The organism is Cytobacillus oceanisediminis (assembly GCF_007830235.1).
In the GTDB taxonomy this organism is placed as follows: Bacteria; Bacillota; Bacilli; order Bacillales; family Cytobacillaceae; genus Cytobacillus; species Cytobacillus oceanisediminis.
Window position 1 is genome coordinate 96,796 of sequence record NZ_VLKI01000014.1, and the last position, 26,657, is coordinate 123,452.

Consider the following 26,657-nt stretch of genomic DNA (forward strand, 5'->3'; position numbering starts at 1 on the left):
CAGGCTGCTATTCAACCTTGCAGGGCTATCTTTTTAGTTTTCTTCAATTTCTTTACGGTTTTTCTTGAATATCTTAGATAATACTTCGTAAACTATCGGTACAATAATTAGTGTTAGTAACGTAGAACTTGTTAAACCGCCGATTACCGTAATAGCAAGGCCTTTGGAGATTAAACCGCCACCGCCTGAGCCAATTGCAAGTGGGATTAAAGCACCAATTGTTGCAATGGCTGTCATAAGAATTGGACGAAGTCGAGTTGCGCCGGCTTCGAGAACCGCTTCCCGCATCTCCATACCGCCGCGTTCCATATGGATAATACGGTCAACAAGTACGATGGCGTTCGTTACCAATTAACATTAATAATCCCATCATGACAGAGACTGAAATCGTTTCATCAGAGATTAATAAACCAACAAATGAACCTATGACTGCAAATGGCAGCGAGAATAGGATGGCAAATGGCGCAACTCCTTCACGGAATGTTACAACAAGAATGAAGTAAACGATAGCGATGGCTGCAAGCATGGCTGCCCCAAGCTGTGTAAATGTTTCGGTCATATCCGCCTGTACTCCGGCTACTCCAACTGTAACTCCTTTAGGCATATCCAATTTATCAATGGCTTCATCAGTTTCAGATGTTGCTTTGGAAATATCATTACCAATGACCTTGCCTGAAACTGTTGCGTAGTATTCTCCTTTGCTTCGGGCAAGCGTATTAAGCGGTTGTACCCTCTTCAACTGTGACAAGCTCTGAAAGCGGCATTGTCGTCCCCAGGGCGGTCGGAACCGGAGTTTTCAGGATATCATCGATAGATCTAGGCTGTTCTGTTTGTTCCTGCTGGACAATAACTTCTAATGTATCACCGTCTTTTTCAATAGTTGTTAGCACATCCTGTGTTTTTGCCGGATTTAGCATCATGACAATTTGTCCGGCTGTTAATCCATACTGCAGCAGCTTATCCTGCTCTACATTAAATGTATATTCAACATAAGCATCCTCTGCACTTGAAGAAATATCTTCCAATCCTTCATTTTCCTTCATTACGTCTTCTACCATTTTTACAGCTTCATTCAGCTTATCTAAATCTTCACTGTAGAATGTATAGCTGACTTCATTTGTTGAACCAGACATAGAAGAGAAATTCTGGCTTTTCCATTCACCTGATTGGCCAATATCGTACACATAGTCTTCTATTTCTTCACGGACTTCCGGGAAATTATCCATCTCCGGGTCAAAGATCAGGTACATTAATGCACCGCCTGCTCCGCCGCCCATCATGGCTGTCATTTGATCTGCTTCCTCTGTGACAGATATTTGAACAATATCAATATCATCATGTTTCAGCATTTCTTCTTCTACTTCTTTAACGTTCTCTAATGTTTCTTCCTTAAGCTCGCCAGCTTCCGGGTTTAGGAGAGCCTGTTGTAGTGGACAACATCGCTTTTCTCCCTTTTAATCCACCAGTATCATATCTTTTGTCTTTTGTATTGTTGAATAATGGCCCCTTTATTTCTGAAGGATATTACCAATCATATAATATTAAAGAGTTTTTAGAAGCAAATAACGAGAATAATTGGTTAATCAGTATTCCACAAACACAAGAAAATTTAATAGACTAAAACTGGAAATTTCGACCTAAACAGATAAGTTATTTTGTATTCATAAACAACAATTTTTAGAAAATAACCTAAATGCTTATAGATAAGCAGATGAAGATACAAAAACAGAAGGACTGAAAAGATCCTTCTGGGGAATTTTAAACCTGAGATTTTGAGGAAGATATAACAGGCCTTGACATATTCGATATAATGTTAAACATTTTATAATTTTCCTCTTTTAACAAGTGTTTTATAAAATATCTTGACTTTTAATAAAAATCTAGCTCCCTATTTTTTCTATAGATATGCGACAGATCAATAATTCGTTGATTTCTGCTACCGCGAAATTTTAGTGTTAAATCTCTCTCAGCTAATATAAATGGGCCATCGACGAGTACATCACAAATAGTCAGTAATTTACGTTGATAACGATCGTCCGAATGACTTAGATACTCGAAGGTGTAACCACTGTACACCCATATGTTTTTACCTAGTTGTTTAATTTTTTGCGCGAGTTCACACACCTCCATTGCTTGAAAAAATGGCTCTCCGCCAGTTAAAGTTACGTTGGTAAGCGGGTTGCTAGTTATTTCTTCTAACACTTCTTCAACTGCCATATCTGTTCCATTTTTTATTTGCCAACTGGCAGGATTATGACATCCTTTGCAAAAGTGTGGGCAGCCAGCGAAAAAGACAGCAGTTCTTAGTCCAGGCCCGTCAACGACGGAATCATGGATAATGTTCATTACCTTCACTTATGTTTCACTCTTTCTTGTTCTTCCGATCGTTTTGCTGTATTCCATTTACTCATATCACCAACTAGGTAACCAGTAATCCGTCTAATTCGCTCAATCATATCTTCGGATTGGTTTTGACAGCTTGGACATTCATTGTTGATAATTCCTGTATATCCACAGCACTTACAACGATCGACTGGGTGGTTGATGGATCCGTAGCCAAAATCACTAACTGCCATTGTTTTCACTAACACATCTAGAGCTTCCACGTTTTTAGAAACATCCCCATTGCATTCAATATAGGAAATATGCCCTCCATTACAAAGGGAGTGGAAAGGACCTTCCTTTGTAATTTTCTCGATGGCTATAATCGAATAATAGACAGGAATGTGAAAGGAATTAGTATAATAGCTTCGATCCGTGATCCCCTTTATTTTTCCAAAGGTTTGCTGATCCCGTTTGGTGAATTTTCCAGATAGCCCCTCGGCAGGAGTAGCAATTAAAGAGAAGTTTAATTGGTACTTTTCACTAGCTTGATCCATTTTTACTCTCATGTATTTAACAATTTGATAGCCGAGTTGATAAGCAGATTCTGACTCGCCATGATGCTTCCCAGTTAATGAAACTAGTGCTTCAGCCAAACCAATAAAACCGACACTTAAAGTTCCATGCTTTAAGACGGTTTCTAATTTATCTTCACTGTTAAGTTTATCGCTATCTTTCCAAACATGCTGTCCATATAGGAATGAGAAATGTTTTGCTCGTTTGTTTATTTGAAACTCGTATCGCTCTAGAAGCTGTTTTATTGCAAGGTCAAGATAGTAATCTAGTTTCAATAAAAATGATTGATAGTTATCGGCAGTAAGTGCAATTTTTACTATATTGATGGATATAAAGGACAAGTTTCCTCTACCGATACTATTTTCTTGCCCATGTATGTTCGCCATCACTCTTGTCCTGCACCCCATGTAGGCCACTTCAGAATCAGGTGTTCCATCGTAAAAAGGCTTATTAAACGATGAATCAATGAAACTAAAGTTAGGAAATAACCGTTTTGCAGTCGTCACCAGTGCTAATTGATATAAATCATAGTTGGGTTCTTCTGTATCAAAGTTAATCCCTTTTTTAATTTTGAATACTTGAATCGGAAATATTGGTGTCTCACCGTTACCTAACCCAGCTTTCGTAGCTAGTAATATATTTTTTATTAACAGTCTGCCTTCCTTCGACGTATCTGTTCCATAATTAATTGAAATAAAAGGGACTTGTCCACCGCCTCTCGAATGCATGGAATTACAGTTATGTATAAAGGATTCACTGGCTTGGTAAACATCACGATCCGTTTCCTTCCATGCAAGCTCCTCTATTTCTTCCAATGTCAATGTAATTGGATAGCTTTTTAGTCGTTTGAGGTGATTACAATACGTCTTATGTACATAAGGTGCTAAATCATAGTCAAACAATGGATAGCTTTGTCCACCATGCTGCATATTTTGATTTGATTGCAAGATAATTGATGAAAGTGCCAAAGCACTGGAAATATCATTTGGTTCTCTCATAAACCCATGTCCTGTATTAAATCCACCCTTTAATAACTTTCCTAATGGAATTTGACAACAAGTTGTTGTTCCAGTTGCCATAAAATCTAGGTCATGAGGATGAAGGTAATTGTCATTGATTGCTTGTATTACTTCTTCACTCAATATTCTGTTTTTGGTGTAAAACTTAGCAGTTTCTGAGGCGAGTTTAGACATTTGACCCATTGGTGATTGTCCATCCACATTTGCATTTTCTTGAATTAAATCTTGATTACTTAAATCAACAATCTCTGTTAACGCTGCTAGTAGTTCTTCAGTGTGAGGGGTGGCTAGTGTTGTAGTGCTCATTTTTATCACTCCTATAAAACTATATATTGTGTTTAATTTTTAATAATACAACTATATATTGTATCTTGTATTCAACTTAACATAAGAGTTTGATAGAAAACTGTGATATAATTCACACAAAATGAAAAACTTGAAGAAATTTATGTAAATAAAGCCTTCCTGTTCTGGTTCCAATAATTTCTATGAAATTCCCGCAACAGGGAGAAGGAATCATCTCCCCATCCCTAACTAAAAAGCCCTTCAAAAGTGTTTTCACTCAGTTTATAGTCTTATTTAATCACCCTGTCTATTTAGTGCGAAAAGAGCTCAAAATAAGAAAACTGCTCCCTAAGGAACAGTTTCGTATTTAAAGTTATTGTATACGGAAAATAAATATGGTTGCTAAGAGCCCTTTGATTGTTGGGAATGACTGTAAAAAAGGGTTAAATAGCCGTTTTCTGCAGTACTTCTTTATTATTTCTAACGTACCAAATAAATTTTCCTGTATAGCCATAGATGATAGCAAGCGCAATGGAAACAAAGCTCAACCACATGAACGGGGCATAGGTGAAAGTAGAGATTCCAAGAATCCCTGCCATGAAAATTCCATTGTCGGACCATGGAATCATTCCGGATGTTAGTGTCCCCCCAACTTCAGAGTTACGAGCTAGCACTCTCCGATCAATACGCAATTTGTCATAGCTTTCTTCCATGATTTTAGGCGTTAAAATTAATGAAACATACATAGCGCAACCAAATACATTTGCTAAAAAAGCAACAATTAAAGTAGACACGGTCACATTTCCTGCTGATGTCAAGTGATTTTGAAACTTCGAAACAATCACTTTTAGTACCCCTAAGTACTCCAGCAAACCACCAAAGCCTAGTCCAAAAATAATCACGACGACCGAACCGAGCATTCTTTCGATTCCCCCGCGGTTCAGCAGATTATCTGTGAATTCAACGCCGGTATCAATTGAGAAACCGCTATAAGCAGAACCAAGAGCCTCTGAAACATCTATTCCTTGAAACAAGGAGGCCCAAATGGCACCAAGAAGAGCCCCTGCAGCAATCGTAGGTACAGAAGGTTTTTTCAATGCGAGCATAAGAATAACAAAAACTGCAGGGATAAGCATCCAAATTTGAATGTTAAAGGTGTTAAGCAATGACGCCTTCAGGAATTCCACTTTTTCTAAATCTATGTTTTTTCCACCGTATATAAAACCTGCCGTTGTAAAAAGAACAGCCGTAATAATATATGCAGGGATATCTAGATATAACATGGCACGTACATGTGCAATTACATTCACCTTTGACATAGATGCAGCGAGTACTGTACTGTCCGATAGAGGGGAGAGCTTATCTCCAAAGTACGCACCAGAAAGAACGGCACCGGCCACAAGCGGAAGAGGAATGCCAAGTCCCTCTCCAATTGCCATCATAGCGATTCCGGCGGTCCCAACCGTTCCCCATGACGTACCTGTAGCTAAAGATGTAATCGAGCAAATGACGAGTGTAGCTAGTAAGAAAACGCTTGGATGGATAAACTCCAATCCATAATAGATAAGCGTTGGCACTACCCCCCCTGCAATCCATGTCCCAATAAGAGCACCGACTGCAATGAGTATTAGTATAGCCTCAAGTCCATTCGAAATCCCGGTTGTAAGAGCCCCCTGCAGTTCCTGATAACGGTGCCCTAATCGTAAGCCAAGTAAAATAACGAGAAACAGCGAAATAAATAAAGCTAACTGTATCGGCAACTTAAAAAATACGGTAAAAGAAAACACAATAGCCAAAAACAACCCCAATGTCACAATAATTTCTAATATAGACGGTAATCGAATGTGTTCCACCTTAACTCCCCCTCAACAATAAAATGTGGATTTAAAATAATGTTTGATAATTTGTAAAAAGTTCGATAAGAATGGCCTCCCGGGATATTATGTCTTTTATATATTGGTTCGAAGTGCGGCTTTTTTCAGCTAGAATATCTAATTAAGACTCTGTTGAACTTACCTGTTGAATTCCGCTCCAATCAACAGGATGCAAAAATCAACAAGGAGCTCTAAAACAGCCAATTTTAATGCTTGCTATAAGTTAAATGAGTAATAATTAGCTAGTTACTTTTTCCATTTGCATCATCTTCTTAGCTGCTCCGGATTCTATGGCGGCTACGGCAACTGCCCGTGCTACGGCCGGAGCAACACGCTTATCAAATGGTAAAGGGATGACGTACTCTGGAGTAAGGTCATCATCTGATACAAGTGAAGCAATCGCGTGGACAGCGGCCTTTTTCATCTCTTCATTAATATCTGTCGCACGAACATCTAGGGCGCCGCGGAAAATTCCAGGGAAGGCTAATACGTTATTGACTTGATTAGGCAGATCTGAACGACCTGTACCAATGACTTTTGCGCCACCTTCTTTTGCTTCAACAGGCATAATTTCAGGAATTGGATTTGCCATCGCAAAAATGATCGCCTCATCATTCATTAATTCCACCATTTCTTTAGTCAAGGCGCCTGCAGCCGAGACCCCAATAAATACATCTGCTCCTTTTATGACGTCTTGTAATGTTCCTTCTTGTTGATCGAAATTAGTAATAGAAGCTATTTCATCTTTAATGTCATTCATGCCGTACAAACGACCTTCAAAAATGGCTCCTTTTGTGTCGCAAAGGATGATATCACGTGCACCGAACTGATGTAAAAGTCTTGTGATGGCTACTCCGGCAGCACCAGCTCCATTTACTACAACTTTAATGGAAGTCATCGTTTTATTGACTAACTTTAATGCATTCATTAGGCCAGCTACTGTCACAATAGCTGTTCCGTGCTGGTCATCATGAAAAATAGGAATATTTGTTTCTTGTTTTAAACGTTTTTCAATTTCAAAACATCTTGGTGCAGCGATATCTTCCAAGTTAATACCGCCAAAAGTGGGTTCAAGCTGTTTAACCGTTTCGATAATTTCATCAACAATTGTGGTCTTTAAGCAGAGCGGGAACGCATCAATTCCTGCAAAGCTTTTAAATAATACTGCTTTTCCCTCCATTACCGGAAGGGCTGCTTCAGGGCCGATATTTCCGAGTCCTAACACAGCCGTACCGTCTGATACAACAGCTACCGTGTTGCCTTTCATTGTATAATCATAAACACTGTTCGGGTCTTTATAGATCTCTTTACAAGGTTCTGCAACACCAGGGGAATATGCTAGGCTTAAGTCTTTTGCGTTTTGGACAGGCACCTTTGCATTTACTTCAAGTTTTCCTTGTTTGGCTTTATGCATGGCAAGTGCTTTATCACGTAATGATTCCATGTTTTCCTTCATCCTTTCCGTTATAAAACAAGCTCTTTTTCTTTTAAATGAGCTCCAGAAATTCCTGGATGTGTCATTTCATAGCTATCTAAAATAATATTGAGCTCTTCATTTGAAAGTATATTGTATGCAACGTACTGATTTTCCTGATGTTATTGCTTCTCGTGCAAGTTGTGCTGATTTTTCATAGCCGATATGTGGATTGAGAGCCGTAATCATCCCTACACTTTTTTCAACGTTGTCTTTTAATAGCTTTTCATTTGCTTCAATACCAGCTACACAGTAATCGGTAAAAACTTTGAAGCCGTTTGTCATCATATGAATCGATTGAAGCAGATTAAAAACAAGAATAGGTTCCATAACATTGAGTTCAAACTGCCCTGCTTCAGAGGCAAGGCTTATAGTCTGATCATTTCCAATCACATGAAAGGCAATTTGGTTAATGACTTCAGCCATAACAGGATTCACTTTTCCAGGCATAATCGATGAACCCGGTTGACGGGAAGGCAAATGAATATTATTAAGTCCTGTACGCGGACCTGATGCCATAAAGCGCAGATCATTTGCAATTTTCGACATGTTCACCATACAAATTTTTAAAGCCTATGATAATTCAGTATAGGCGTCTGTATTTTGTGTGGCATCGACAAGGTGTTCCGCTCTTGTTAATGGAAGCCCGCTAATCACTGAAAGATAAGCGACGACCGCTTCAATATATTTTGGATCAGCGTTTAACCCAGTGTAAGCGCATTCCACTAAAACCTACAGAAAGTAACAATAAAAAACATTAAAATTTTCATAATGATGCTAATAGCCGTACCATTAGCTGGTGAGTTGAATTTTTACCCTTTTGAAGGGTTTATCATCGTCCGATTTTGGTTGGAGGATTTGGGGTTTTTATCGAGATTCTAGCGAGCATGATCTAATCTCTTTAAGATAGGTAGTGTCAGGAGATCTTATCAATTTTTTGACCCTCATACTAATCATTGAGGTTGCCTTTATTCGCAGCTTCTTTGTTCTTGGCTTTTTTAACATCTTAATTTTTCGCCAAGTAATGCGCCATTTTGTTGAAGAATTGAATCATTACCAGTAATGTCATTCTTCTTCAATTAGTTAAAGGATAATTATAAATTAATTTCATATTCCATTCGTTTTGCTGACTCTATAGCAGCTTCCTTTCCAAGCAGTCGAGAAATCAGATGAATAGACATATTTATTTCTGCTGAAATCACTCCAGAAGTTTAATTTTTTTTATCAACATAAATCAATCTCTGTCACAAATACCCCTTCTTCATCGTCTTGATTTGTGAATGAATATATAGGAGGTTATTTGGATGAATCCAAAATGGGATGTTGTTATTGTTGGTGGCGGATTAGCTGGTTACGTTGCGGCAAATTTTTTAGCTAATACTAATTTGAAAGTGTTAATTTTAGAAAAAGCAAAGAAGGTAGGAGGACGTGCCAAAACAGATAGAATCAATCAGCAGTTCTTTAATTTAGGCCCTCATGCTCTTTATAATAAAGGAAAAGCCAGACCTATTCTCGAAGAATTAGGCATTACCCCTGAAGGGAACACGCCAAGATTAGGAGGTCTCTTATTAGAAAACAATACCCAGTATACAGCGCCTTTCTCTACACTCGGGCTCTTAAAGACAAGGTTTTTGAATTGGAAAGAACGTAAAGAGTGGATCTCATCGTTGATAAAGATAAAAAATTCCATATCAGATGAATTAGTCACACAGACGTTTCAAAAGTGGGTTCAGCAAACTGCCAAATCTGAAAAAGTCCGATCGTTACTTTATATCATGGGGAGATTGGCCACGTATTGCCATTCCCCTGAGAAAGTCAGTGCAAACGTTATTGTCTCTCATATGCAGTATGCTATGGGAGGTGTCATTTATTTAGATGGCGGATGGCAGACGATGATTGATCAGCTCCACAATCAAGCGGTCATCTCAGGAGTTCAAATTCAAACTAATTCAAACGTGAAACAAATTGTCACAAATGAATCAGATCAATTTCAATTGATCCTGTCAAACAACGATATTATTCAATCAAAACATATACTTTATACAGCAGCCCCTCATGAATTAAACAAATTGTTAGCAGAATCAGTCCCCCAGCCTCAGAGGAGTTTTTTCGAACAGATAAAACCTATAAAAGCCGCAACATTAGATGTCTCATTAAAAAAGCTCCCCATTCCAAAACTGCTGTTCGCCATGGGGATAACCGATTCCATCTATTATTCTGTCCATTCAAAATATGCAAGACTTTCGAAAGATGGACTGAGTACAATCCTTCATGTACTTAAATATCATCACCCAGATGAGAAGATAAATGGGAGAAAGGAGAAAGCTAACCTCGAAAAGTTCTTAGACATGATTCAGCCAGGTTGGCGAAAGTATGAAGTGGCAAGTCGTTGTTTACCTCAAATAACCGTAAGTTATCGCTTACCCCAAATTGGGGATGAAAAAGAGTCTGTCACTCCGAAACACATATTCCCGGGTTATTTATAGCTGGTGACTGGGCATCGCCGTATTCTATTTTATCAGAAGGAGCTGTCGAGAGCGGAAAACAAGCAGCAAATGAAATCATTCGAAAAGAATCGAGGTGGTCTAATGCAACTTAGTAATGAAAATTATCAAAACTTTAAACCTTTGTTATTCTCATTAGGTTATCGAATGCTAGGTTCAGTGGCGGATGCTGAAGATATTGTACAAGAAACTTTCTTACGTGCTTTCCAAATCAAAGATCAAAAGGTTGAAAACAAAAAAGCTTATCTTTGTAAAATGATGACGAACCGATGCCTTGATCTATTAAAATCCGCAAGAAAGATACGAGAACAGTATATTGGTCCATGGAATCCTGAACCATTATTTTTGGGGGAAGCTGAGGCTGATGATCCATCAGAAGTTCTCCTGCAAAAAGAGGGCCTAAGTTTTGCTTATTTACGAATGATGGAGCATCTGTCTCCTCATGAACGTGCCGTTTTACTATTAAGAGAGGTATTCGACTTTTCTTATGCAGAGATTGCCAATATCATAGAAAAGAATGAGGACAACTGCAGAAAGATATTCAGCCGATCAAAGCAAAAAATCTCAGCTGTAGAGAACGAGAGCTTGCACTATGAGAAAAATAAATCCGTTGTCAGTCGTTTTATCCAAGCCTTTCAAATGCAAAATACAGCTGACCTGCTTGAGCTAGTATCAGATAAAGTCACATTGTACTCAGATGGCGGCGGGAAAGTCAAAGCCGCTGTTCGTCCAATTCTATCACGTCCAAAGGTTTTCGCATTTTTATTCGGTGTGGGAAAAAAGTTGCAGAAGACTATTATTTTGAAATCAAAAATGCCAATGGTCAGCTCTCACTCGTTAATTATATGAACGGCACCATTCATAGTACTATCAGCTTCTATATTCACAATGATAAAATTATGGAAATTTATTTAACTATGAATCCTGATAAGTTACCCATTCTAGGAAAATAGAGGATTAAAAAACGGTCAGGCGTAAAAATGGTCTAATTCAAAAGGACACTTCCTTATTTAGAGTGTACTGCAAAGTACAATTTATGAAAATAAGGCTCTTTTCTAAAAAATTGTTGTTTTTGAATAAGTTGTGTGAAGGAACACTGTTGACAAAAAGGTTGGTTGATTAGAGCGTAAGGTGCGAGACTCCAGCGGGAGGAGTGGGACAGGTGAGACCCCACAGGCGCTTTTTGCCGAGGATGCTCACCGCCCTCCCCGCGGTTCGCTGAGCATCCTGGAGCGGAAATCAACTTCTACCCAATACGTTTTAATTAGCAACAATGTTTGCGAAAACAGCCAAAAATAAAGAATGGTAAAAAAAAGACTTACCTCCAGAACAGCACGACTTTGCAGCACTCTCATTTAATTAAAGCGCCCGATTGTTGAAGATCTTAATTACTTTGTCTTGTCGAAATAAGCACCCGTTTTTGAACAACAAATTATATAGATTGATCATTCCGAATATCGTAGTATTCCTACTCCTGTTCCATCATTGAATTCTTTAAAATTTTGTTTTTTCCAAAAAGCGTCACTCTCAGGACTGTACGAATATAAATAGATTTCGGTCCCATTTAAGTCTTTTTTTAATTCATCAATAATCTTACTTCCAATACCTTTTCTTTTTTCGAAAACCTCAAAGTTGTCTATATGTAGTTAAGTGCTCCATACATAGCTTTTGAGTATTCTATTAAAGCGACGATTTCCCCATCAATTTCTATTTTATTTAGTATTATCTCACTTTCGAATCAAAGTTTGGGTTCCATGTTTTTAATGTTAAAAGTTTTTTATAAAATTCAAATTCCTCTTTATTACAGTCTAATAATTTCAAATCTACCCCCATCTTTTAGCATCTTTATCGCCAATATTTTCTTTCGGATCATATCACAAACTGTCAGTTAATATGGATTTTCTTATTAAACTAACCAGTAGAGAAGAAGAAATTTTATACTTTCTTATCAAAAAAACTCCTGGTTCGACTCAATTTCAGGAGATAACTATGCACCTTTTTTGATTAATTAATATGAAGCCAAGTTACCGTTCTTCAGCAAAAAATCATTTTTCCGCGTGTGATACACCTTTTCAACTTCCTTAAATTCTTTAAACAGAAATGGCAAATGACAGATATATTCCGAAACGATTTCTGATAAGCATCCACACAAACCAGTTGTATAGTAAAAATCACGGTCAGCCTCAGGCTCAATGCCCGATCTTAGTTTTCCGTTACCATCTACTAAATAACACCATGATATAGATTTATGTTGATCGTGATCGTAGGTTGTACCACTAAATAAATAATAATCTTCAAATGTTCTTATTGTTTCTATATTATGTTGCCAGCTCTTCATATGGATCCCTTTAATCAAATTCTCTTAAGACTCGTATTTTCTAACTACTTTGAAATATCTTCAAATAGGGGGAAAACTAGGTTATAGTTTGAGATTTTCTTTCTTTGGTTCTATAAAGAACATATTTGCTCATCAATTGAGCTTAACCGTTAATCATTATGTAGCCGGTCGCTTCATCACATTCCCACCTCAGATATATTTAATAGTAGCTTTCTCTAATAATTAACAGATATTGGAATTAAGGGATATTCTTCGTTCTTCAACCTGCCCCGTTTGTTCAATTAGAAGTTCAACAAAAAAGACGTTAATCTTGCCGATCAACGCACTAGTTGGTTAGTATTGTCCTTTTAAAACTTACCTTTCAGTTTTTAGGCAATGAATATAATACAAGTTATAACTACTTTGAGCCATTCACTGAACAAAATGTACAGATCATCAAATCACTGTAAAGCTGAATGATCACTTAGTATACTTCACAACGGTGTAGGAGTATTAATTTGTTCATCAAAATTTAATTCTAAAAGTTGTCCAGCGTGAACCAATCCAGATCCAAAACCGTACATAAGAACTCGGTCTCCATTTCTGACTTTTCCCTCACGGATACCAAGATCGAGAGCTAAAGGAATTGTTGCAGCAGAGGTATTTCCAAAGTTGACCAAGCTATAAAGGGTTTTTTCCATTGGGTATTCTAGTTTTTCGCAAATCGGCTCTATCAACCTCAAGTTAGCACTATGAGGTAAAAACCAATCAACTTGATCTAAACTCGTTTGTGTTTTTTCTAAAATATGTCTTATACTATCGGGAACATTCCTTACAACCCATCGAAAAACCTCTCTACCATTTTGCACAAGATAATGAGTATCGATTAACTCAATCCCATTAACCTTTTTTGAAAGTCCAGGACGATATACATGTTGTGCTCCTCTCCCATCACTTCCTAGATGGAATCCAATGAAACTTTTTGATTGTTCATCTCTTTCAACTAATACCGCACCGGCACCATCACCAAATAAAATACAAGTACTTCTATCGTTATAATCCGTAATTTTTGAGAGTGTGTCTGCTCCAATAACTAGTACCTTTTTGTGAAGCCCAGAAGAAATTAAACTGTGTGCTGTATGCACTGCATAAACAAATCCTGCACACGCTGCACTTAAATCTATGGCACCTGTTTGAGATATATTTAATTGGTCCTGAATGATACTTGAGACAGATGGGAATGGAAAATCTGGTGTGCTTGTTGCCACAATAATCATATCTACATCTTCGACTTTTTTATTATATCTTTGCATTAAATCTTTTACAGCAGATACACATAAATCACTGGTAAATTCATCAAGACGAGTTATTCTACGTTCATGAATTCCTGTTCTTTGAACAATCCACTCATTATTTGTTTCGACCATTTGCTCTAGCTCAAAATTTGTTAATTTTTTTTCGGGTACATATGTCCCAATAGCTGTTATTCTAGCCCCTATCATACGCTCCACCCCATATTTTTTTAGAAGTTAGTATTAATACCTGGTACTAATTATAACAATTTATATTATTAAAAATCAATTTAAGTTCCTTTTTTCTATAACAAAAAGGCATACGGTACCTGCCCCAGTGGAAGGTGTTGAGGTGTTTTTTTCATGAGGACGAATTAAGTAAAGTGGACAATCAACAAGAACATAAACAGTCACATAAAATCTTAGCAATCGAGAGTAGGATAAGGAGGGATAGGCTTTATTCATCGTCAAAATATTCCAGACCTTTTGAATTACGTGATGAGAATTCCGATTATCGTTCATCCAGTTACTACGATAGTTACAGGTGTCTATAGAGGAACGATCCAGGGGAGCCGTTTCGGAGGTAAGAATATAACCCTGAGGTTCTCTCAATATGGTTGGGTAGAAGGATTTATAGATGGAAATATACCGATTTATGGTAATACTTACGAACCAAATAACATAAGTCTACGGGAAGTAAGTGTAAATGATATAAGAATGTGGATGGCCGGTAACATTTCAACTACAAGTTCAACGACGCCGGAGGGGGGAAGCTTTCATGCGACTCCTGTTCCTGGACATTCCATAATTATAACTGGAGAAGTTTTCACTCCCGGGGGCAGAGTAGAAGATTTTAGTGCTCGGCTGATTAGGCCTGCAATGTTAACCCGTGAATAAAATGTTCACTATTCTGCATTACTTCCGTATCACCTTTATCTTACTGCAAAAATAAATATCGTGATAATAATACCCATAAAAGCTGAAACGTCATGTGTTACAAAGAATTAAAATAACTGATCTAAGCCTACGTGCATAAAGAGTCATCAACAAATCAATAATTTTTTAGGAGATGAAATGTTAATGTATCCAACTCCACTAATCACTTATTACCATCCACAGGCATATTTTTCGTTTAGACCAAATCCTTTTCTTTATGGTCCATGGGTTAATTATGCTCCACTCAACCATACAACCTCTACCTCCACTATATTTTTATATGTATGATCCAACTTGTTATAATAACTGCATAGCATTTGGAGGAACTCCATACAGCTGTTCCCGCAGGTGCCGGTGGGAACCCCAAATTTAGAGGGGAACCTACTGAGTCGTGCCATTCCCTCATATACATTCTTCAAATTGATTTAGACCTGAAAAAAGGTTCTAGCTCTGTTCAACCAAGTAAAAAAATGGAAACCCATAATAATTGGGTTTCCTTAAATTTTATCTAAAAATCAACATTAAAGATTAACAGAGCCTTAAAAAAAGGAATGTCTTTAAGATAACAATAACCTGATAAGAAATTACTTATCAGGTTTTTTGGTTCACGATTAAGTTGCTCAGTTCACTACTAAGTTGTATAGGGTTGTATAGTTTACAACTGAGTTGTCTAAAGTCAGTGATTCGATGCTCAGGTTTTGTTAAAGTAAAAGCCAAATAAACCCATAAAACAATATAATTTTCAAGTGAGTAAAAAAGAAGCCGCCAATTTGGAGGCTTCCTCTGTATTATTACGCTATACAGCACTTTAATCCCTGTATAATAACTTTAATTTAATTGAACAATAATGCTTTTATATTTTCCGGCTTACTCAACTGTAACCGACTTAGCCAGGTTACGCGGCTTATCTACGTCGCACTCGCGGTGCAGCGCAGCATAGTAAGAAATTAACTGTAAAGGTATAACAGAGATAAGAGGTGTTAATAATCCATTCACTTCCGGAATGATAAAGCTGTCTTCTTCCGTTTCCAGCCCTTTCATGGAAATGATGCAAGGGTTAGCTCCGCGGGCAACAACTTCTTTTACGTTTCCGCGAATGCTTAGATTAACACTTTCTTGAGTTGCCAAGGCAATAACTGGCGTACCGTTCTCGATTAAAGCGATTGTACCATGCTTTAATTCTCCGCCGGCAAAGCCTTCAGCTTGAATATAAGAGATTTCTTTTAGCTTAAGCGCACCTTCAAGGCCAACATAGAAGTCAATTCCGCGGCCAATGAAGAAAGCGTTGCGTGTAGTTGAAAGGAATTTGCGTGAAATCTCTTCAAACTCTTCTTTCGCGTCACAAAGAACTTCCATGGCATTTGCTACAATGCCCAGCTCCTGGACAAGGTTGAAGTCTAGGTCAATTCCACGGCTCTTTGCTGTAACTTCTGCAAGGATAGATAATACGGCAATCTGTGCTGTATAGGCTTTTGTAGAAGCAACGGCAATTTCAGGGCCGGCATAAAGCAATAATGTGTAATCTGCTTCACGGGATAAAGTTGAACCTTGAACGTTCGTAATCGTTAACGCCTTATGGCCCATTTCCTTTACGTTTACAAGCACTCCACGACTGTCAGCTGTTTCACCGCTCTGGGAAATAAAGATGAATAGCGGCTTTTCTGAAAGTAAAGGCATATTGTAGCCAAACTCACTAGAAATGTGCACTTCAACCGGAACCTTCGCCATTTTTTCAATGAACTGCTTTCCAACCAGACCTGCATGATAAGAAGTACCAGCCGCAATGATATAAATGCGGTCAGCATCATTCATCGCATCTACAATTTCCTGGTCGATTGTTAGATCGCCCCGGTCGTTTTGGTACTTTTGAATGATTTTGCGCATCACTAAAGGCTGCTCATCGATTTCTTTTAGCATATAGTGAGGGTACGTTCCTTTTTCAATATCACTGGCATCCAGCTCAGCAGTGTATGGGTCACGGCTGATGTCATCGCCATTCAGATTCTGAATCTTGACTTCATTCTTTGTGACAATAACGATTTCTTTATCCATTAGTTCAACGTATTGATCTGTAACTTGAAGCATTGCCATTGCGTCAGACGCTACCACATTAAATGTTTCGCCTAATCCGACTAAAAGCGGGCTTTTGTTTTTTGCAACAAAAATCGTCTCGTTGTTTTCTACATCCAAAAGGGCAAGTGCATAAGATCCTTTTAAAAGTGTCAGTGTTTTGCGGAACGCCTCTTCAGTAGTTGATCCTTCGTTTACGAACAAATCAATAAGCTGAACGATGATTTCCGTATCTGTATCACTTTTAAGAGTAACTCCCTGCAAGTATTCGCGCTTTAAGATGTCATAGTTTTCAATTACGCCATTATGAACAAGCGTAAAACGGCCGGAAGTGCTTTGGTGAGGATGGGCATTTACTTTACTTGGCACTCCGTGAGTGGCCCAGCGAGTATGTCCAATCCCTGTGTTTGCCATAACATCTTCGTCAACAATGTTTCGTAAATCGGCAATTCGGCCTTTTTCTTTGAAAACCTGAACGCCGTTATCGTTCATCACAGCGATTCCTGCTGAATCATAGCCTCTATATTCAAGCTTTTCCAAGCCTTTTAATAAAATTTCTTTCGAATCCTGGCTCCCAATATATCCAACGATACCACACATACTTCTTTTCCTCCTAAAATGAAGGGGCAAGAAGCCTTTTCGGGGCAGTCTTGCCCCTTATCTCTGTAATTTATTAATGCCGCCTGTACAGGCTCTTGAACCTTTTCTTTTAGCGACTTTGGATTATTTTTAGCATTCCCTTCTCTTTGTCCATTCAGTTGCCCAAATGTTTTAAAGAAAGGATTGTCGGTTGTGCTTTCAACCGGGAGGCATCCGCCGAACATTCGATAAACCTCCTCCTCGTCAACTAATCCTTTACGTCCAGGATCAGTTCAGGCGCTTTTAAAAATATTTATTTTCACTATCCACCTTTCTCTTCTTGAATGAGGACATTTTGTATTCTTAAATACAAAAACAGGATTATCATACATCAAAGTCAGACTTCCGTCAACAAATAACTTCAAAGAGGCAGCAATATGGGTATTCCCTAAATGGAAAAGGTGTAAACTCCCATATATAAAAATATGCATAAGGGAGTTAATGAGTTCCCTTATGCATATTGTCTGTCTTATTCTTTTAAGCCCATTTCATTCTCTACAACAGCAGCAATACGCTCTACATAAGCTGCACATAGTTCACCTGTTGGGGCTTCTGCCATCACTCGCACAAGCGGCTCTGTACCGGAAGGACGGACAAGAATTCGGCCATTTCCATTCATTTCTTCCTCAACCTGTGAAATCACTTCTTTAACTTTCTCATTATCCGTAACGTGATGCTTGTCTGTCACGCGGATATTCACAAGCTTTTGAGGGAATTTTTGCATTTCCTTTGCAAGCTCGGATAATGGCTTCTTCGTTACTTTCATAATATTTACAAGCTGAAGACCTGTCAGAAGGCCGTCGCCCGTCGTGATATAGTCTAGGAAAATGATATGTCCTGACTGTTCACCGCCAAGGTTATAGCCATTCTTCTTCATTTCTTCTACAACATAGCGGTCACCTACAGCAGTCTGAACGCTTTGGATGCCATTTGATTCAAGTCCTTTATAGAAACCAAGATTGCTCATAACAGTCGAAACAACGGTATTATGCTTGAGCCTGCCTTGCTCTTTCATGTATTTTCCGCAGATATACATAATTTGGTCGCCATCCACAATATCTCCATTCTCATCAATGGCAATCAGACGGTCGCCGTCTCCATCAAAAGCCAAGCCTACATCTGCTTCTTTTTCCTTCACAAATGCAGCAAGCGCTTCTGGATGAGTCGAGCCTACACCTGCATTGATATTTAATCCGTTAGGAGAAGCCCCCATCATGGATAAGTCCGCATCAAGATCAGCAAACAAGTGCGTGGCAAGCGGCGAAGTTGCACCATGTGCACAATCCAGTGCAATATGTATGCCTGAGAAATCCTCGTCTACGGTCTGCTTTAAATATTGAAGGTATTTCTGACCGCCTTCAAAATAATCATTAACCTGGCCGAGATTTCCTCCGACGGGTCTTGGCAGCTGGTCTTCCGCCGTATCCATTAATTCCTCAATCTCTGCTTCCTGATCATCGGAAAGCTTGAATCCGTCCGGACCAAAGAATTTAATCCCGTTATCCTCAACCGGATTATGGGATGCGGATATCATAACCCCGGCTTCAGCACCAAGAGCTTTGGTTAAATACGCAACTCCCGGAGTAGAAATAACTCCGAGGCGCATCACTTCTGCCCCGATTGACAATAGTCCCGCTACAAGTGCGCCTTCCAGCATATGGCCGGATATGCGGGTGTCACGACCGATTAAAACCTTTGGACGGTCATGGTCTTTCGTCAATACGTACCCTCCAAAACGCCCCAGTTTAAATGCCAGTTCCGGTGTTAATTCACTATTTGCAACTCCGCGTACTCCATCTGTACCGAAATATTTACCCATTTTTCTAATCGCTCCTTCTTACTATTAAAGTGAAACTTTCATTAGTGGGAGGCTTTATCCCCACTAATGGTTAGTTGAGGCCCGCAGGACAAGGAAAGCTTCGTCAGCCTTTTCATCGCACGAAGTAAAAGCGTTAGCTTTTATAAGGATGCGGGTCACTCAGCCTAAAATCCATTCATTTGGGGGTTGATATTACTGCCCTTTAATGCGGGGTAAAGATACTCTATAATTAAGCCTCTTCTTTTTGTGTGATAGATATTAACGCTTTTCCTGCTGCAGGCTTTGAGTCTACCTCAGCGGGCCCGTCGACATTTATATTTACTTCATGGTCCCCTTCGCCAAGGTCAGCCAAATCCAGGTAAACACTAAAATCTTTGGCACTCAGCTCCTGAACCACGCTGCTCTTTCCGGAAACCGTTATACTTGTCCTTCCGGAAGCCGGATTTTTAAGAACCGCATCAAACTCTTCGGATAACCCTACTAAATTGATCGGGAGGTTTGAAAATGTTTTTGTCTCCTCCGTTGTCTGTCCTTGTGTTTGTTCTGCCGGTTCTTGTTCTTCCGCAGTTTCCTCTTCTTCTGCATCTTCCGTTATGCTTACATCTATATTAGCCTTTACCGTTTTCGGGTCGACCCCTGAAATGCCATCAGGAATGATAACCGGGACAGTAAGCGCAGTATCTTCTTGTATCCGGCTTACATCCACTTCCACTCTTACACTTTCTGTCTCATTTAGAACATCTTCACTTCCGGTAATGACAGCCTCTTTTACATCGAGCTCAATAGAATTAATGGTAACTCCATTTTGCAGATTCCCTTTCCGGACGATTGTAATGGGAACGGTTTTGCTTAACTGCTGGACTGGTACGGTTACCTGAATCACTTGCGGTTCCACAATGACATCAAGTTTATTCATCTCCCGGTCCAGTACCCTAACCGTTGCTTCCTCTGTTATTGTCTCTGTAATAGGCCCTTTTAAGTCAAGGGTTGCTTTGACAAAGCTGATTCGATCAATAACCTCTCTGGCTCCGGTAACTTTGACCGTATTGGGTTCTGCAATCGCTGCTTCGGATGTATAGCCTTCCCCAAGCAAGTTTTTATTAAATTCTGCATCTACTCTAAACTCTTGTGTTACTTTCTCATGTATAGTGACATCTGCATATTGTGGATCAATTGTAACGTTTAGCTTGTCGGAGATATCCCTAATTTTTATTTCAACTTTTTCCGTTCCTACTTCTGCATCCGATAAATCCACATAGACTTCAAAATTTCTTTGTGTTTTAGCCGGCTGCAGGTGGCTTTTTGGACCAGTAATGGTCAAATCCACTGTCTCCGGAATACCTGTAACCACCAGATTTTCGGTATCATAATAACTTTTCACCGGCACATCCGCAATGATCTCGGTATCCTTTTGACCAGGAACATTTACATCCTTTAACTCTTTATCTGCATCATATACAGAATCAAATAGAAAGAGCGCCAATATCAAGGCGACAACCTTCATAAACCAGCGCGTATCGACAAGTTTATCAATGAACTTATCCATTCTTTTTTCCCCTCCAGTTCCAACGACCTGAAGAAGTCTGCTTTATTTTATATTGAGCCAGCAATTCATTCGAAAGCATATCTTTAAAAGCATCCGATTTCAAATCACGATGCAGTTCACCATTCTTTGTTAGAGAAACACTTCCTGTTTCCTCAGAAACAACAATTGTAATACTGTCAGTTACTTCACTAATACCTAAAGCAGCCCTATGTCTGGTTCCAAGCTCTTTTGAGATAAAGGGGCTTTCCGAAAGCGGCAAGTAACAGGCTGCTGCAGCGACACAATTTTTTTGGATGATGACAGCTCCATCATGTAGAGGGGTGTTTGGAATAAATATATTAATGAGAAGCTCCGATGAGATTTTCGAATCAAGCTGTATGCCCGTTTCAATATAATCCCCCATCCCTGTTTCCCGCTCAACCGAAATAAGTGCACCAATGCGGCGTTTAGCCATGTAATCTACAGCCTTGGCAATAGATTCTACCAGTTTCTCCTGATCCTCTTCCTCCTGATTTCCGCTCCTTGAGAAGAATCGCCCTCTTCCCAATTGTTCCAGCGCTCTTCTTAACTCCGGCTGGAAAATAATAATGATGGCTAGAAATCCCCAGAGAAGCACTTGTTCCATCATCCACCCTAACGTTTGCAGGTGGAACTTGTCGCTCGCCACTTTAACAAGGATAATGACAAATATCCCCTTTAGCAATTGGACAGCCTTCGTTCCTTTGACAATCATTATAAGTTTATAGATGACGTACCAAACAAGGAGAATGTCTATTGTATTAGCCAACAATTTCAAAATAGAGAAATCTGCAAACGACATTATCCTTCCTCCAAATATATATTTCAAAAGCAATAAGCTTTAAGTTCAAGCTATGGTTTATATATGTAACTTTCATATTATATCATATTTAAACCTAATTCCAATTTTGAGACAACCCATAATAGCTGGAAAACTTGAATGCGTTGATATATTAATAATCCCTGCTCTAGAGCAGGGATTCATTTCTTTTATTTATGCTGTTTCCGTAAAGTTTGTTGCTTTTTACCGCTAAACTTAGTGTATATACCTGAGTTGATTGTAGCGGAGGGCACTTGACTCCTGCGGGAAGAGAGGGAAGTGTGAGACCCCAGAGGCGCTCGCATCGCTCCCCGCGGGTTCGCTGAGTGCCCCGTGCTGAAATCAACGGGCAGAATTTATAAGTAAAAACAACAATCTATAGAAAAGAGCCTTTATTTACTATTTTTCTTTCTCGGCTTCATCATTGTCAAAGACACTCACAATATCCTTTGATGCCTTTTTAATGTGGTACCATATCCATTCAAAAATGGCATTAACCTCTTCTATTTCTCCCGTTACCTTTCCTGCTGAAGCCATATACTGTTCCCCATTAATGACGGTAACATTTCCTTCTACTTGACCTTGAATTTCCAAATTTCCATTTTTCACAACGACATCGCCTTTTACAACTTCTCCTTCCGGAACGATAACCTTATCATTTTGCACCACCAGGTTGGGCTGTTTGGAAACTGATAACTGGTGGTCCTGATCCCAGGAAGAAATGAGGCTGCCCATCATTAAAACAAGAAATAGGGATGCTGCGGTTAAAAGCGGGTGCTGCCTAAACCAGCGCTGAACACCAACCTTGCGCTTTTCCTTAGGAAGTTTCGCCATAACATTTGCTGTAAAATTATCTGGTGCCTGTATATGTGAAGTGCTTTGGACTAAAGCTATCGTCTTTTTCAATTCATGGAAATGATTTTGGCACTCTTCGCAGCTTTGCAGATGTACCCTTAATTCCTTTTCATGTTCGGCTGAGATCTCTTCATCTAAATACTCATGCATATAAAGAATAATTTCTGCTGGACATTTCAAAGTTCTCACCCTCTTTACTAAACATATCGTAATTGATTTCTAAGTGCTTCCCGGCCCCGGTGAATCCGGGTTTTTACCGTTCCCAAAGGAAGATCCAGCGTTTCACTGATCTCATTTAACGATAACTCTTCAATATACTTTAGTACAATAACCGATCGGTACTTTTCAGGCAGCTTGGATATCTCCTTTTGAATCGTCTCCTGCAGCTCCAAGCTTTCCACATCGTCTTCTGGCAGCCTTGTATCTGAAGCAATTTGAGAATACATATTAAGCCCATCTGTTCCTGCGACCTCTGCATCCAGATAATAATCCGGCTTCTTTTTCCTAATTCGGTCTATACAGAGATTAGTGGCAATCCGATATAGCCAAGTAGAAAACTTCAATTCAATATTAAAGCTGCTGATATTCACATAGGCCCTTAAAAAGGCTTCTTGTGCAATATCTTCCGCTTCATGCCTGTTACCCAGCATTCTGTAACAAATTTGAAAAACCTTATCTTTATATATTTCAACTACTTCTGCATAAGCATCCTGGTCGCCTTTTAATACTTGCTTAATCCTTTTCTTTACGACTGTCTCCATTTTTTTACCTCCGCTCCACTGCGGCTAATCGATATTACGAATCGATAGCGGAAAAGGTTTCATTTTTTTATAAAAAACATTCATTTTCTATATTAACAAATTTTTACTTCTTCTGGTTTAAAAAATTTTTATCAGGGGTATAAAAGTACTAAAATTATGGAAAAGGGTTGGTTACGGTGTGTGTCAATGACTTATTAAGTGATATTGAGGATTGCCGGTCGGAAATGGTACAGTTAGCAGCAGTTACTTCATTTACTAACCACCGGGTAGTAGAAACTAGCATTAAACTCGATCGACTTCTAAATAAATACTATATACTCACATCAAAAAAATGAGCAGAACTCATATTGGTTCTGCTCATTTTTTATGCTGCCCTTAAAGAAGCTTCTCTCCAAACAATGAACCCATAAGCGCTACTGCTACAGTAGCCGTTTTATTTTTATCATCCAGAATTGGGTTGACTTCCACAAATTCTGCCGATGTGATAATTTGAGCCTCCGCGAGCATTTCCATTGCCAGGTGGCTTTCACGATAGCTGATTCCGCCAATTACCGGTGTTCCAACCCCTGGTGCATCATGCGGATCCAGCCCATCAAGATCCAATGACAGGTGGACTCCATCCGTATTGCGCTCTTTTAAATATGTAATAGACTCTTCCATAACCTTTGTCATACCGAGACGATCAATCTCATGCATTGTATAAACTTTAATGCCTTTTTCTTTAATTAGCTCTCTTTCGCCTTCATCCAAAGATCTCGCACCAATAATGACAATGTTCTCCGGCTTAACCTTTGGCCCATATCCGCCGACATTCGTTAATAGTGAATGGCCGATTCCAAGGCTGACTGCAAGAGGCATCCCATGAATGTTTCCGGATGGTGAGGTTTCAGCTGTATTTAAATCTCCATGGGCATCATACCAGATAACCCCTAGATTCGTGTAATGCTTGGATACACCAGCCAATGTTCCAATGGCAATGCTGTGGTCACCGCCAAGCACTAATGGGAATGATCCTGCCTCTATAGCATTATCTACTTCTTCAGCCAGCTTTTCTGTCTTTTCAGCTATTAAATCCAAGTTTCTAAGATTGGATTCCGGATCAACCTGTACTTCCGGTCTTCCAATTGCTATATCACCCTGGTCATGGATTTCTTCAAATAAACTCTTTAATCTTTCATTCACGCCAGCGTAGCGGATGGCACTCGGCCCCATATCCACACCGCGTCTCATCTGCCCTAAATCCATTGGCATTCCAATTATCGATAATTTCTGTCTTTTCATAATCTGTGTCCTCCCTTTCCCTTTATACTAATATTTTAACCGCTTTCAAACACATGACTCAACTCGACAAAATCGTGTATATATATACGGTTAGTAAGGGGGAAAACAGTATTGGGGAGGACATTTAAATTGCTCTTCACTTTGTTTTTGAAGTTCAATTGTGAACTTTGAATACAAATCAGAGAAAATGGCTAATAAACCATGGAACTTAGCGAACAATCCTACCAATTTAGCTAACAAATTGCTGAAAATAACAAATAAACCACCGAAAAGAGATAATAAACTATGGCTGTAGCCTCGAGTCTTCCTGAAAACTGGGTAAATCCCCTTTAAAAATCCTGCTAATCTTTCTTAGATTTTCACTTATGCATCACATTTTTAATTTATGAACTACTTTCTGCTGCTTATGCTTCACTTTTTACATATATGAACCACTTTGTCCGATTTACGTGCCACTTTTGAGTTTTAGCGCTAGTTCCCTAGCTAATGTGTTTTAGCTTTTTGCTCTAGAAAGCCTATCGAATAGTTATATATCTAAGTTATAAAAACAAAAAATCCTTAAACCATGATGGGTTAAGGATTCGTTATATGTATGATGGTGGAGCCTAGCGGGATCGAACCGCTGACCTCCTGCGTGCAAAGCAGGCGCTCTCCCAGCTGAGCTAAGGCCCCATTTTGGAGCGGAAGACGGGATTCGAACCCGCGACCCCCACCTTGGCAAGGTGATGTTCTACCACTGAACTACTTCCGCAAACCATTTTATTCGAAAAAATATGACCTTCAGGAATCGATTCCTAAGGTCTGTGTTATTACTAAAAATGAGCCATGAAGGACTCGAACCTTCGACCCTCTGATTAAAAGTCAGATGCTCTACCGACTGAGCTAATGGCTCATAAAAATGGCTGGGCTAGCAGGATTCGAACCTGCGAGTGACGGAGTCAAAGTCCGGTGCCTTACCGCTTGGCTATAGCCCAATAATTAACAAAATAAAAAGGACATTCATAGCTTGTCCAGTTTTTGTTGTTTTTATTAAAGATAAATGGTGGAGGGGGGCAGATTCGAACTGCCGAACCCGAAGGAGCGGATTTACAGTCCGCCGCGTTTAGCCACTTCGCTACCCCTCCGAATATTGAATAGTGCTATAAACCTCTATTGCATGCTCCAAATCCCTTCAGGATTTTCCGCAGTTTTCCGCTGATGGTTAATCAACGAAGCAAGAAAACTGGTGCCGGCGAGAGGACTTGAACCCCCAACCTACTGATTACAAGTCAGTTGCTCTACCAATTGAGCTACACCGGCAAGTTGTATGGTGGAGGATGACGGGATCGAACCGCCGACCCTCTGCTTGTAAGGCAGATGCTCTCCCAGCTGAGCTAATCCTCCAAAATGGTGACCCCTACGGGATTCGAACCCGTGTTACCGCCGTGAAAGGGCGGTGTCTTAACCGCTTGACCAAGGGGCCTAATATTCAAGTTGTTTTTTCTAAGAGAGCTTCCAACCGGGCTCGAACCGGTGACCTCTTCCTTACCATGGAAGTGCTCTACCTGCTGAGCTATGGAAGCAACAGCTCATAATTCCCAAAAGGGGCTTTATGAAAATGGCTCCGCAGGCAGGATTCGAACCTGCGACCGTTCGGTTAACAGCCGAATGCTCTACCACTGAGCTACTGCGGAATAGTGGTATAATGAAACAGCCCGGCAGCGTCCTACTCTCACAGGGGGACAGCCCCCAACTACCATCGGCGCTGAGAAGCTTAACTTCCGTGTTCGGTATGGGAACGGGTGTGACCTTCTCGCTATCGCCACCAGACTATTTTTCAAAGACAAGTATTATTATACCGTCTTTTTAAGATTTTTCAAGAGGAAATTTCAAATTTTCGTTCCCTCAAAACTAGATAATGCATGAAGAAGCATTTGCCGAGTATTCACCAATGACTTGTCTAGCTTCGGCTCCTGTGAACAGCCGCCTCCGCTTTTCGTTTTTGGTTAAGTCCTCGATCGATTAGTATCAGTCAGCTCCACGTGTCGCCACGCTTCCACCTCTGACCTATCAACCTGATCATCTTTCAGGGATCTTACTAGCTTGACGCTATGGGAAATCTCATCTCGAGGGGGGCTTCATGCTTAGATGCTTTCAGCACTTATCCCTTCCGCACATAGCTACCCAGCGATGCCTTTGGCAAGACAACTGGTACACCAGCGGTGCGTCCATCCCGGTCCTCTCGTACTAAGGACAGCTCCTCTCAAATT

The 26,657-nt window shown here is 39.6% G+C and carries 19 protein-coding genes, 10 tRNA genes, 2 rRNA genes and 2 pseudogenes; 6 read left to right on the forward strand and 27 right to left on the reverse strand.

Going from position 1 to position 26,657, the window contains the following annotated elements; genetic code table 11:
* Positions 1-33 precede the first annotated feature (33 nt).
* Positions 34-1,409, reverse strand: a pseudogene (locus IQ19_RS19465) (efflux RND transporter permease subunit); the annotation flags it as partial.
* Positions 1,410-1,429: 20 nt separating this feature from the next.
* Here IQ19_RS19465 and IQ19_RS27830 point away from each other — a divergent pair.
* Entirely contained in the window at positions 1,430-1,621 is a 192-nt protein-coding gene (locus IQ19_RS27830) for a hypothetical protein (RefSeq protein ID WP_158638860.1), read from the forward strand.
* Between the two features lie 248 nt (positions 1,622-1,869).
* Here IQ19_RS27830 and nrdG read toward each other — a convergent pair whose 3' ends face one another.
* From nrdG to IQ19_RS19495, 5 genes and pseudogenes are all read right to left on the reverse strand, one after another.
* Complete coding sequence (nrdG, locus tag IQ19_RS19475; RefSeq protein ID WP_144544258.1) at positions 1,870-2,355, reverse strand: anaerobic ribonucleoside-triphosphate reductase activating protein; 486 nt, start codon at positions 2,353-2,355, stop codon at positions 1,870-1,872.
* Positions 2,352-4,223 (reverse strand): anaerobic ribonucleoside triphosphate reductase, encoded by a 1,872-nt coding sequence (locus tag IQ19_RS19480; protein ID WP_144544260.1) that lies wholly within the window; start codon positions 4,221-4,223, stop codon positions 2,352-2,354. The genes nrdG and IQ19_RS19480 overlap by 4 nt, the downstream gene beginning before the upstream one ends.
* Before the next feature lie 422 nt (positions 4,224-4,645).
* Entirely contained in the window at positions 4,646-6,055 is a 1,410-nt protein-coding gene (gene nhaC, locus IQ19_RS19485) for a Na+/H+ antiporter NhaC (RefSeq protein ID WP_144544262.1), read from the reverse strand.
* A 259-nt stretch (positions 6,056-6,314) separates the two neighbouring features.
* Complete coding sequence (ystJ, locus tag IQ19_RS19490; protein ID WP_144544264.1) at positions 6,315-7,520, reverse strand: NADP-dependent malic enzyme; 1,206 nt, start codon at positions 7,518-7,520, stop codon at positions 6,315-6,317.
* A 20-nt stretch (positions 7,521-7,540) separates the two neighbouring features.
* Positions 7,541-8,261: pseudogene (locus IQ19_RS19495) on the reverse strand (lyase family protein); the annotation flags it as partial.
* Between the two features lie 593 nt (positions 8,262-8,854).
* On the opposite strand from IQ19_RS19495, the gene IQ19_RS19500 reads away from it, so the two are divergent.
* Genes IQ19_RS19500 through IQ19_RS19505 form a run of 3 tightly spaced genes read left to right on the forward strand, consistent with a single transcriptional unit; the run spans position 8,855 to position 10,903 of the window.
* Positions 8,855-10,036: a phytoene desaturase family protein gene (locus tag IQ19_RS19500; protein WP_242021067.1), complete on the forward strand. Its 1,182-nt coding sequence runs from the start codon at positions 8,855-8,857 to the stop codon at positions 10,034-10,036.
* Positions 10,033-10,149, forward strand: coding sequence for a hypothetical protein (locus tag IQ19_RS29150; protein ID WP_338422693.1), 117 nt, complete (start codon positions 10,033-10,035; stop codon positions 10,147-10,149). The genes IQ19_RS19500 and IQ19_RS29150 overlap by 4 nt, the downstream gene beginning before the upstream one ends.
* Positions 10,106-10,903, forward strand: a complete 798-nt coding sequence (locus tag IQ19_RS19505; protein WP_242021068.1) for a sigma-70 family RNA polymerase sigma factor — start codon at positions 10,106-10,108, stop codon at positions 10,901-10,903. The genes IQ19_RS29150 and IQ19_RS19505 overlap by 44 nt, the downstream gene beginning before the upstream one ends.
* Positions 10,904-12,062: 1,159 nt before the next feature.
* On the opposite strand, the gene IQ19_RS19510 is transcribed toward IQ19_RS19505, so the two are convergent.
* Both IQ19_RS19510 and IQ19_RS19515 read right to left on the reverse strand, forming a co-directional pair.
* Positions 12,063-12,392: a hypothetical protein gene (locus tag IQ19_RS19510; protein WP_144544266.1), complete on the reverse strand. Its 330-nt coding sequence runs from the start codon at positions 12,390-12,392 to the stop codon at positions 12,063-12,065.
* A gap of 473 nt (positions 12,393-12,865) precedes the next feature.
* A complete protein-coding gene (locus tag IQ19_RS19515; RefSeq protein ID WP_144544268.1) occupies positions 12,866-13,873 on the reverse strand; it encodes a ketoacyl-ACP synthase III in 1,008 nt (335 codons plus the stop codon).
* A gap of 288 nt (positions 13,874-14,161) precedes the next feature.
* Here IQ19_RS19515 and IQ19_RS19520 point away from each other — a divergent pair, with 288 nt between their 5' ends.
* Positions 14,162-14,560, forward strand: a complete 399-nt coding sequence (locus tag IQ19_RS19520) for a hypothetical protein (RefSeq protein ID WP_144544270.1) — start codon at positions 14,162-14,164, stop codon at positions 14,558-14,560.
* A gap of 906 nt (positions 14,561-15,466) precedes the next feature.
* Here IQ19_RS19520 and glmS read toward each other — a convergent pair.
* From glmS to sigW, 6 genes are all read right to left on the reverse strand, one after another.
* Complete coding sequence (glmS, locus tag IQ19_RS19525) at positions 15,467-17,269, reverse strand: glutamine--fructose-6-phosphate transaminase (isomerizing) (protein WP_144544272.1); 1,803 nt, start codon at positions 17,267-17,269, stop codon at positions 15,467-15,469.
* Positions 17,270-17,777: 508 nt separating this feature from the next.
* The gene (glmM, locus tag IQ19_RS19530) at positions 17,778-19,127 is read right to left on the reverse strand and encodes a phosphoglucosamine mutase (RefSeq protein ID WP_144544273.1); all 1,350 of its coding nucleotides are present in this window, start codon (positions 19,125-19,127) and stop codon (positions 17,778-17,780) included.
* A gap of 229 nt (positions 19,128-19,356) precedes the next feature.
* Positions 19,357-20,673: a CdaR family protein gene (locus IQ19_RS19535; protein ID WP_144544275.1), complete on the reverse strand. Its 1,317-nt coding sequence runs from the start codon at positions 20,671-20,673 to the stop codon at positions 19,357-19,359.
* Positions 20,666-21,493, reverse strand: a complete 828-nt coding sequence (cdaA, locus tag IQ19_RS19540) for a diadenylate cyclase CdaA (protein WP_144544277.1) — start codon at positions 21,491-21,493, stop codon at positions 20,666-20,668. Before cdaA ends, IQ19_RS19535 begins: the two co-directional genes overlap by 8 nt.
* A gap of 417 nt (positions 21,494-21,910) precedes the next feature.
* Positions 21,911-22,546 carry an anti-sigma factor family protein gene (locus tag IQ19_RS19545; protein WP_144544279.1) on the reverse strand — a complete coding sequence of 212 codons (636 nt, stop codon included), beginning with the start codon at positions 22,544-22,546 and terminating at the stop codon, positions 21,911-21,913.
* A 17-nt stretch (positions 22,547-22,563) separates the two neighbouring features.
* Positions 22,564-23,127 carry an RNA polymerase sigma factor SigW gene (gene sigW, locus IQ19_RS19550; RefSeq protein WP_144544281.1) on the reverse strand — a complete coding sequence of 188 codons (564 nt, stop codon included), beginning with the start codon at positions 23,125-23,127 and terminating at the stop codon, positions 22,564-22,566.
* Between the two features lie 176 nt (positions 23,128-23,303).
* Here sigW and IQ19_RS19555 point away from each other — a divergent pair, with 176 nt between their 5' ends.
* Positions 23,304-23,462: an aspartyl-phosphate phosphatase Spo0E family protein gene (locus IQ19_RS19555; RefSeq protein WP_144544283.1), complete on the forward strand. Its 159-nt coding sequence runs from the start codon at positions 23,304-23,306 to the stop codon at positions 23,460-23,462.
* Positions 23,463-23,502: 40 nt separating this feature from the next.
* Here IQ19_RS19555 and rocF read toward each other — a convergent pair whose 3' ends face one another.
* From rocF to IQ19_RS19620, 13 genes are all read right to left on the reverse strand, one after another.
* Positions 23,503-24,408 (reverse strand): arginase, encoded by a 906-nt coding sequence (gene rocF, locus IQ19_RS19560; protein ID WP_144544285.1) that lies wholly within the window; start codon positions 24,406-24,408, stop codon positions 23,503-23,505.
* A gap of 596 nt (positions 24,409-25,004) precedes the next feature.
* Positions 25,005-25,080 (reverse strand) — tRNA-Ala (locus IQ19_RS19565).
* A 4-nt stretch (positions 25,081-25,084) separates the two neighbouring features.
* Positions 25,085-25,159: transfer RNA gene (locus IQ19_RS19570), tRNA-Gly, on the reverse strand.
* A gap of 68 nt (positions 25,160-25,227) precedes the next feature.
* A tRNA-Lys gene (locus IQ19_RS19575) sits at positions 25,228-25,300 on the reverse strand.
* Positions 25,301-25,307: 7 nt separating this feature from the next.
* Positions 25,308-25,382: transfer RNA gene (locus IQ19_RS19580), tRNA-Gln, on the reverse strand.
* Positions 25,383-25,448: 66 nt separating this feature from the next.
* Positions 25,449-25,532 (reverse strand) — tRNA-Tyr (locus IQ19_RS19585).
* A gap of 99 nt (positions 25,533-25,631) precedes the next feature.
* Positions 25,632-25,707, reverse strand: a tRNA-Thr gene (locus IQ19_RS19590).
* An 8-nt stretch (positions 25,708-25,715) separates the two neighbouring features.
* A tRNA-Val gene (locus tag IQ19_RS19595) sits at positions 25,716-25,791 on the reverse strand.
* Between the two features lie 4 nt (positions 25,792-25,795).
* Positions 25,796-25,870 (reverse strand) — tRNA-Glu (locus tag IQ19_RS19600).
* Positions 25,871-25,897: 27 nt separating this feature from the next.
* Positions 25,898-25,970 (reverse strand) — tRNA-Thr (locus IQ19_RS19605).
* Positions 25,971-26,006: 36 nt separating this feature from the next.
* A tRNA-Asn gene (locus tag IQ19_RS19610) sits at positions 26,007-26,081 on the reverse strand.
* Between the two features lie 19 nt (positions 26,082-26,100).
* Positions 26,101-26,217 (reverse strand): 5S ribosomal RNA (gene rrf, locus IQ19_RS19615).
* Between the two features lie 172 nt (positions 26,218-26,389).
* A 23S ribosomal RNA gene (locus IQ19_RS19620) occupies positions 26,390-26,657 on the reverse strand; the annotation flags it as partial.

Excerpts from the sequence above, each read along its gene's own strand:
- IQ19_RS19480 (WP_144544260.1), bottom strand. The coding sequence starts at position 4,223 with ATGAGCACTACAACACTAGCCACCCCTCACACTGAAGAACTACTAGCA.
- ystJ (WP_144544264.1), bottom strand. The coding sequence starts at position 7,520 with ATGGAATCATTACGTGATAAAGCACTTGCCATGCATAAAGCCAAACAA.
- IQ19_RS19500 (WP_242021067.1), top strand. The coding sequence starts at position 8,855 with ATGAATCCAAAATGGGATGTTGTTATTGTTGGTGGCGGATTAGCTGGT.
- IQ19_RS19505 (WP_242021068.1), top strand. The coding sequence starts at position 10,106 with ATGAAATCATTCGAAAAGAATCGAGGTGGTCTAATGCAACTTAGTAAT.
- IQ19_RS19510 (WP_144544266.1), bottom strand. The coding sequence starts at position 12,392 with ATGAAGAGCTGGCAACATAATATAGAAACAATAAGAACATTTGAAGAT.
- IQ19_RS19515 (WP_144544268.1), bottom strand. The coding sequence starts at position 13,873 with ATGATAGGGGCTAGAATAACAGCTATTGGGACATATGTACCCGAAAAA.
- IQ19_RS19520 (WP_144544270.1), top strand. The coding sequence starts at position 14,162 with ATGAGAATTCCGATTATCGTTCATCCAGTTACTACGATAGTTACAGGT.
- glmS (WP_144544272.1), bottom strand. The coding sequence starts at position 17,269 with ATGTGTGGTATCGTTGGATATATTGGGAGCCAGGATTCGAAAGAAATT.
- glmM (WP_144544273.1), bottom strand. The coding sequence starts at position 19,127 with ATGGGTAAATATTTCGGTACAGATGGAGTACGCGGAGTTGCAAATAGT.
- IQ19_RS19535 (WP_144544275.1), bottom strand. The coding sequence starts at position 20,673 with ATGGATAAGTTCATTGATAAACTTGTCGATACGCGCTGGTTTATGAAG.
- cdaA (WP_144544277.1), bottom strand. The coding sequence starts at position 21,493 with ATGTCGTTTGCAGATTTCTCTATTTTGAAATTGTTGGCTAATACAATA.
- sigW (WP_144544281.1), bottom strand. The coding sequence starts at position 23,127 with ATGGAGACAGTCGTAAAGAAAAGGATTAAGCAAGTATTAAAAGGCGAC.
- rocF (WP_144544285.1), bottom strand. The coding sequence starts at position 24,408 with ATGAAAAGACAGAAATTATCGATAATTGGAATGCCAATGGATTTAGGG.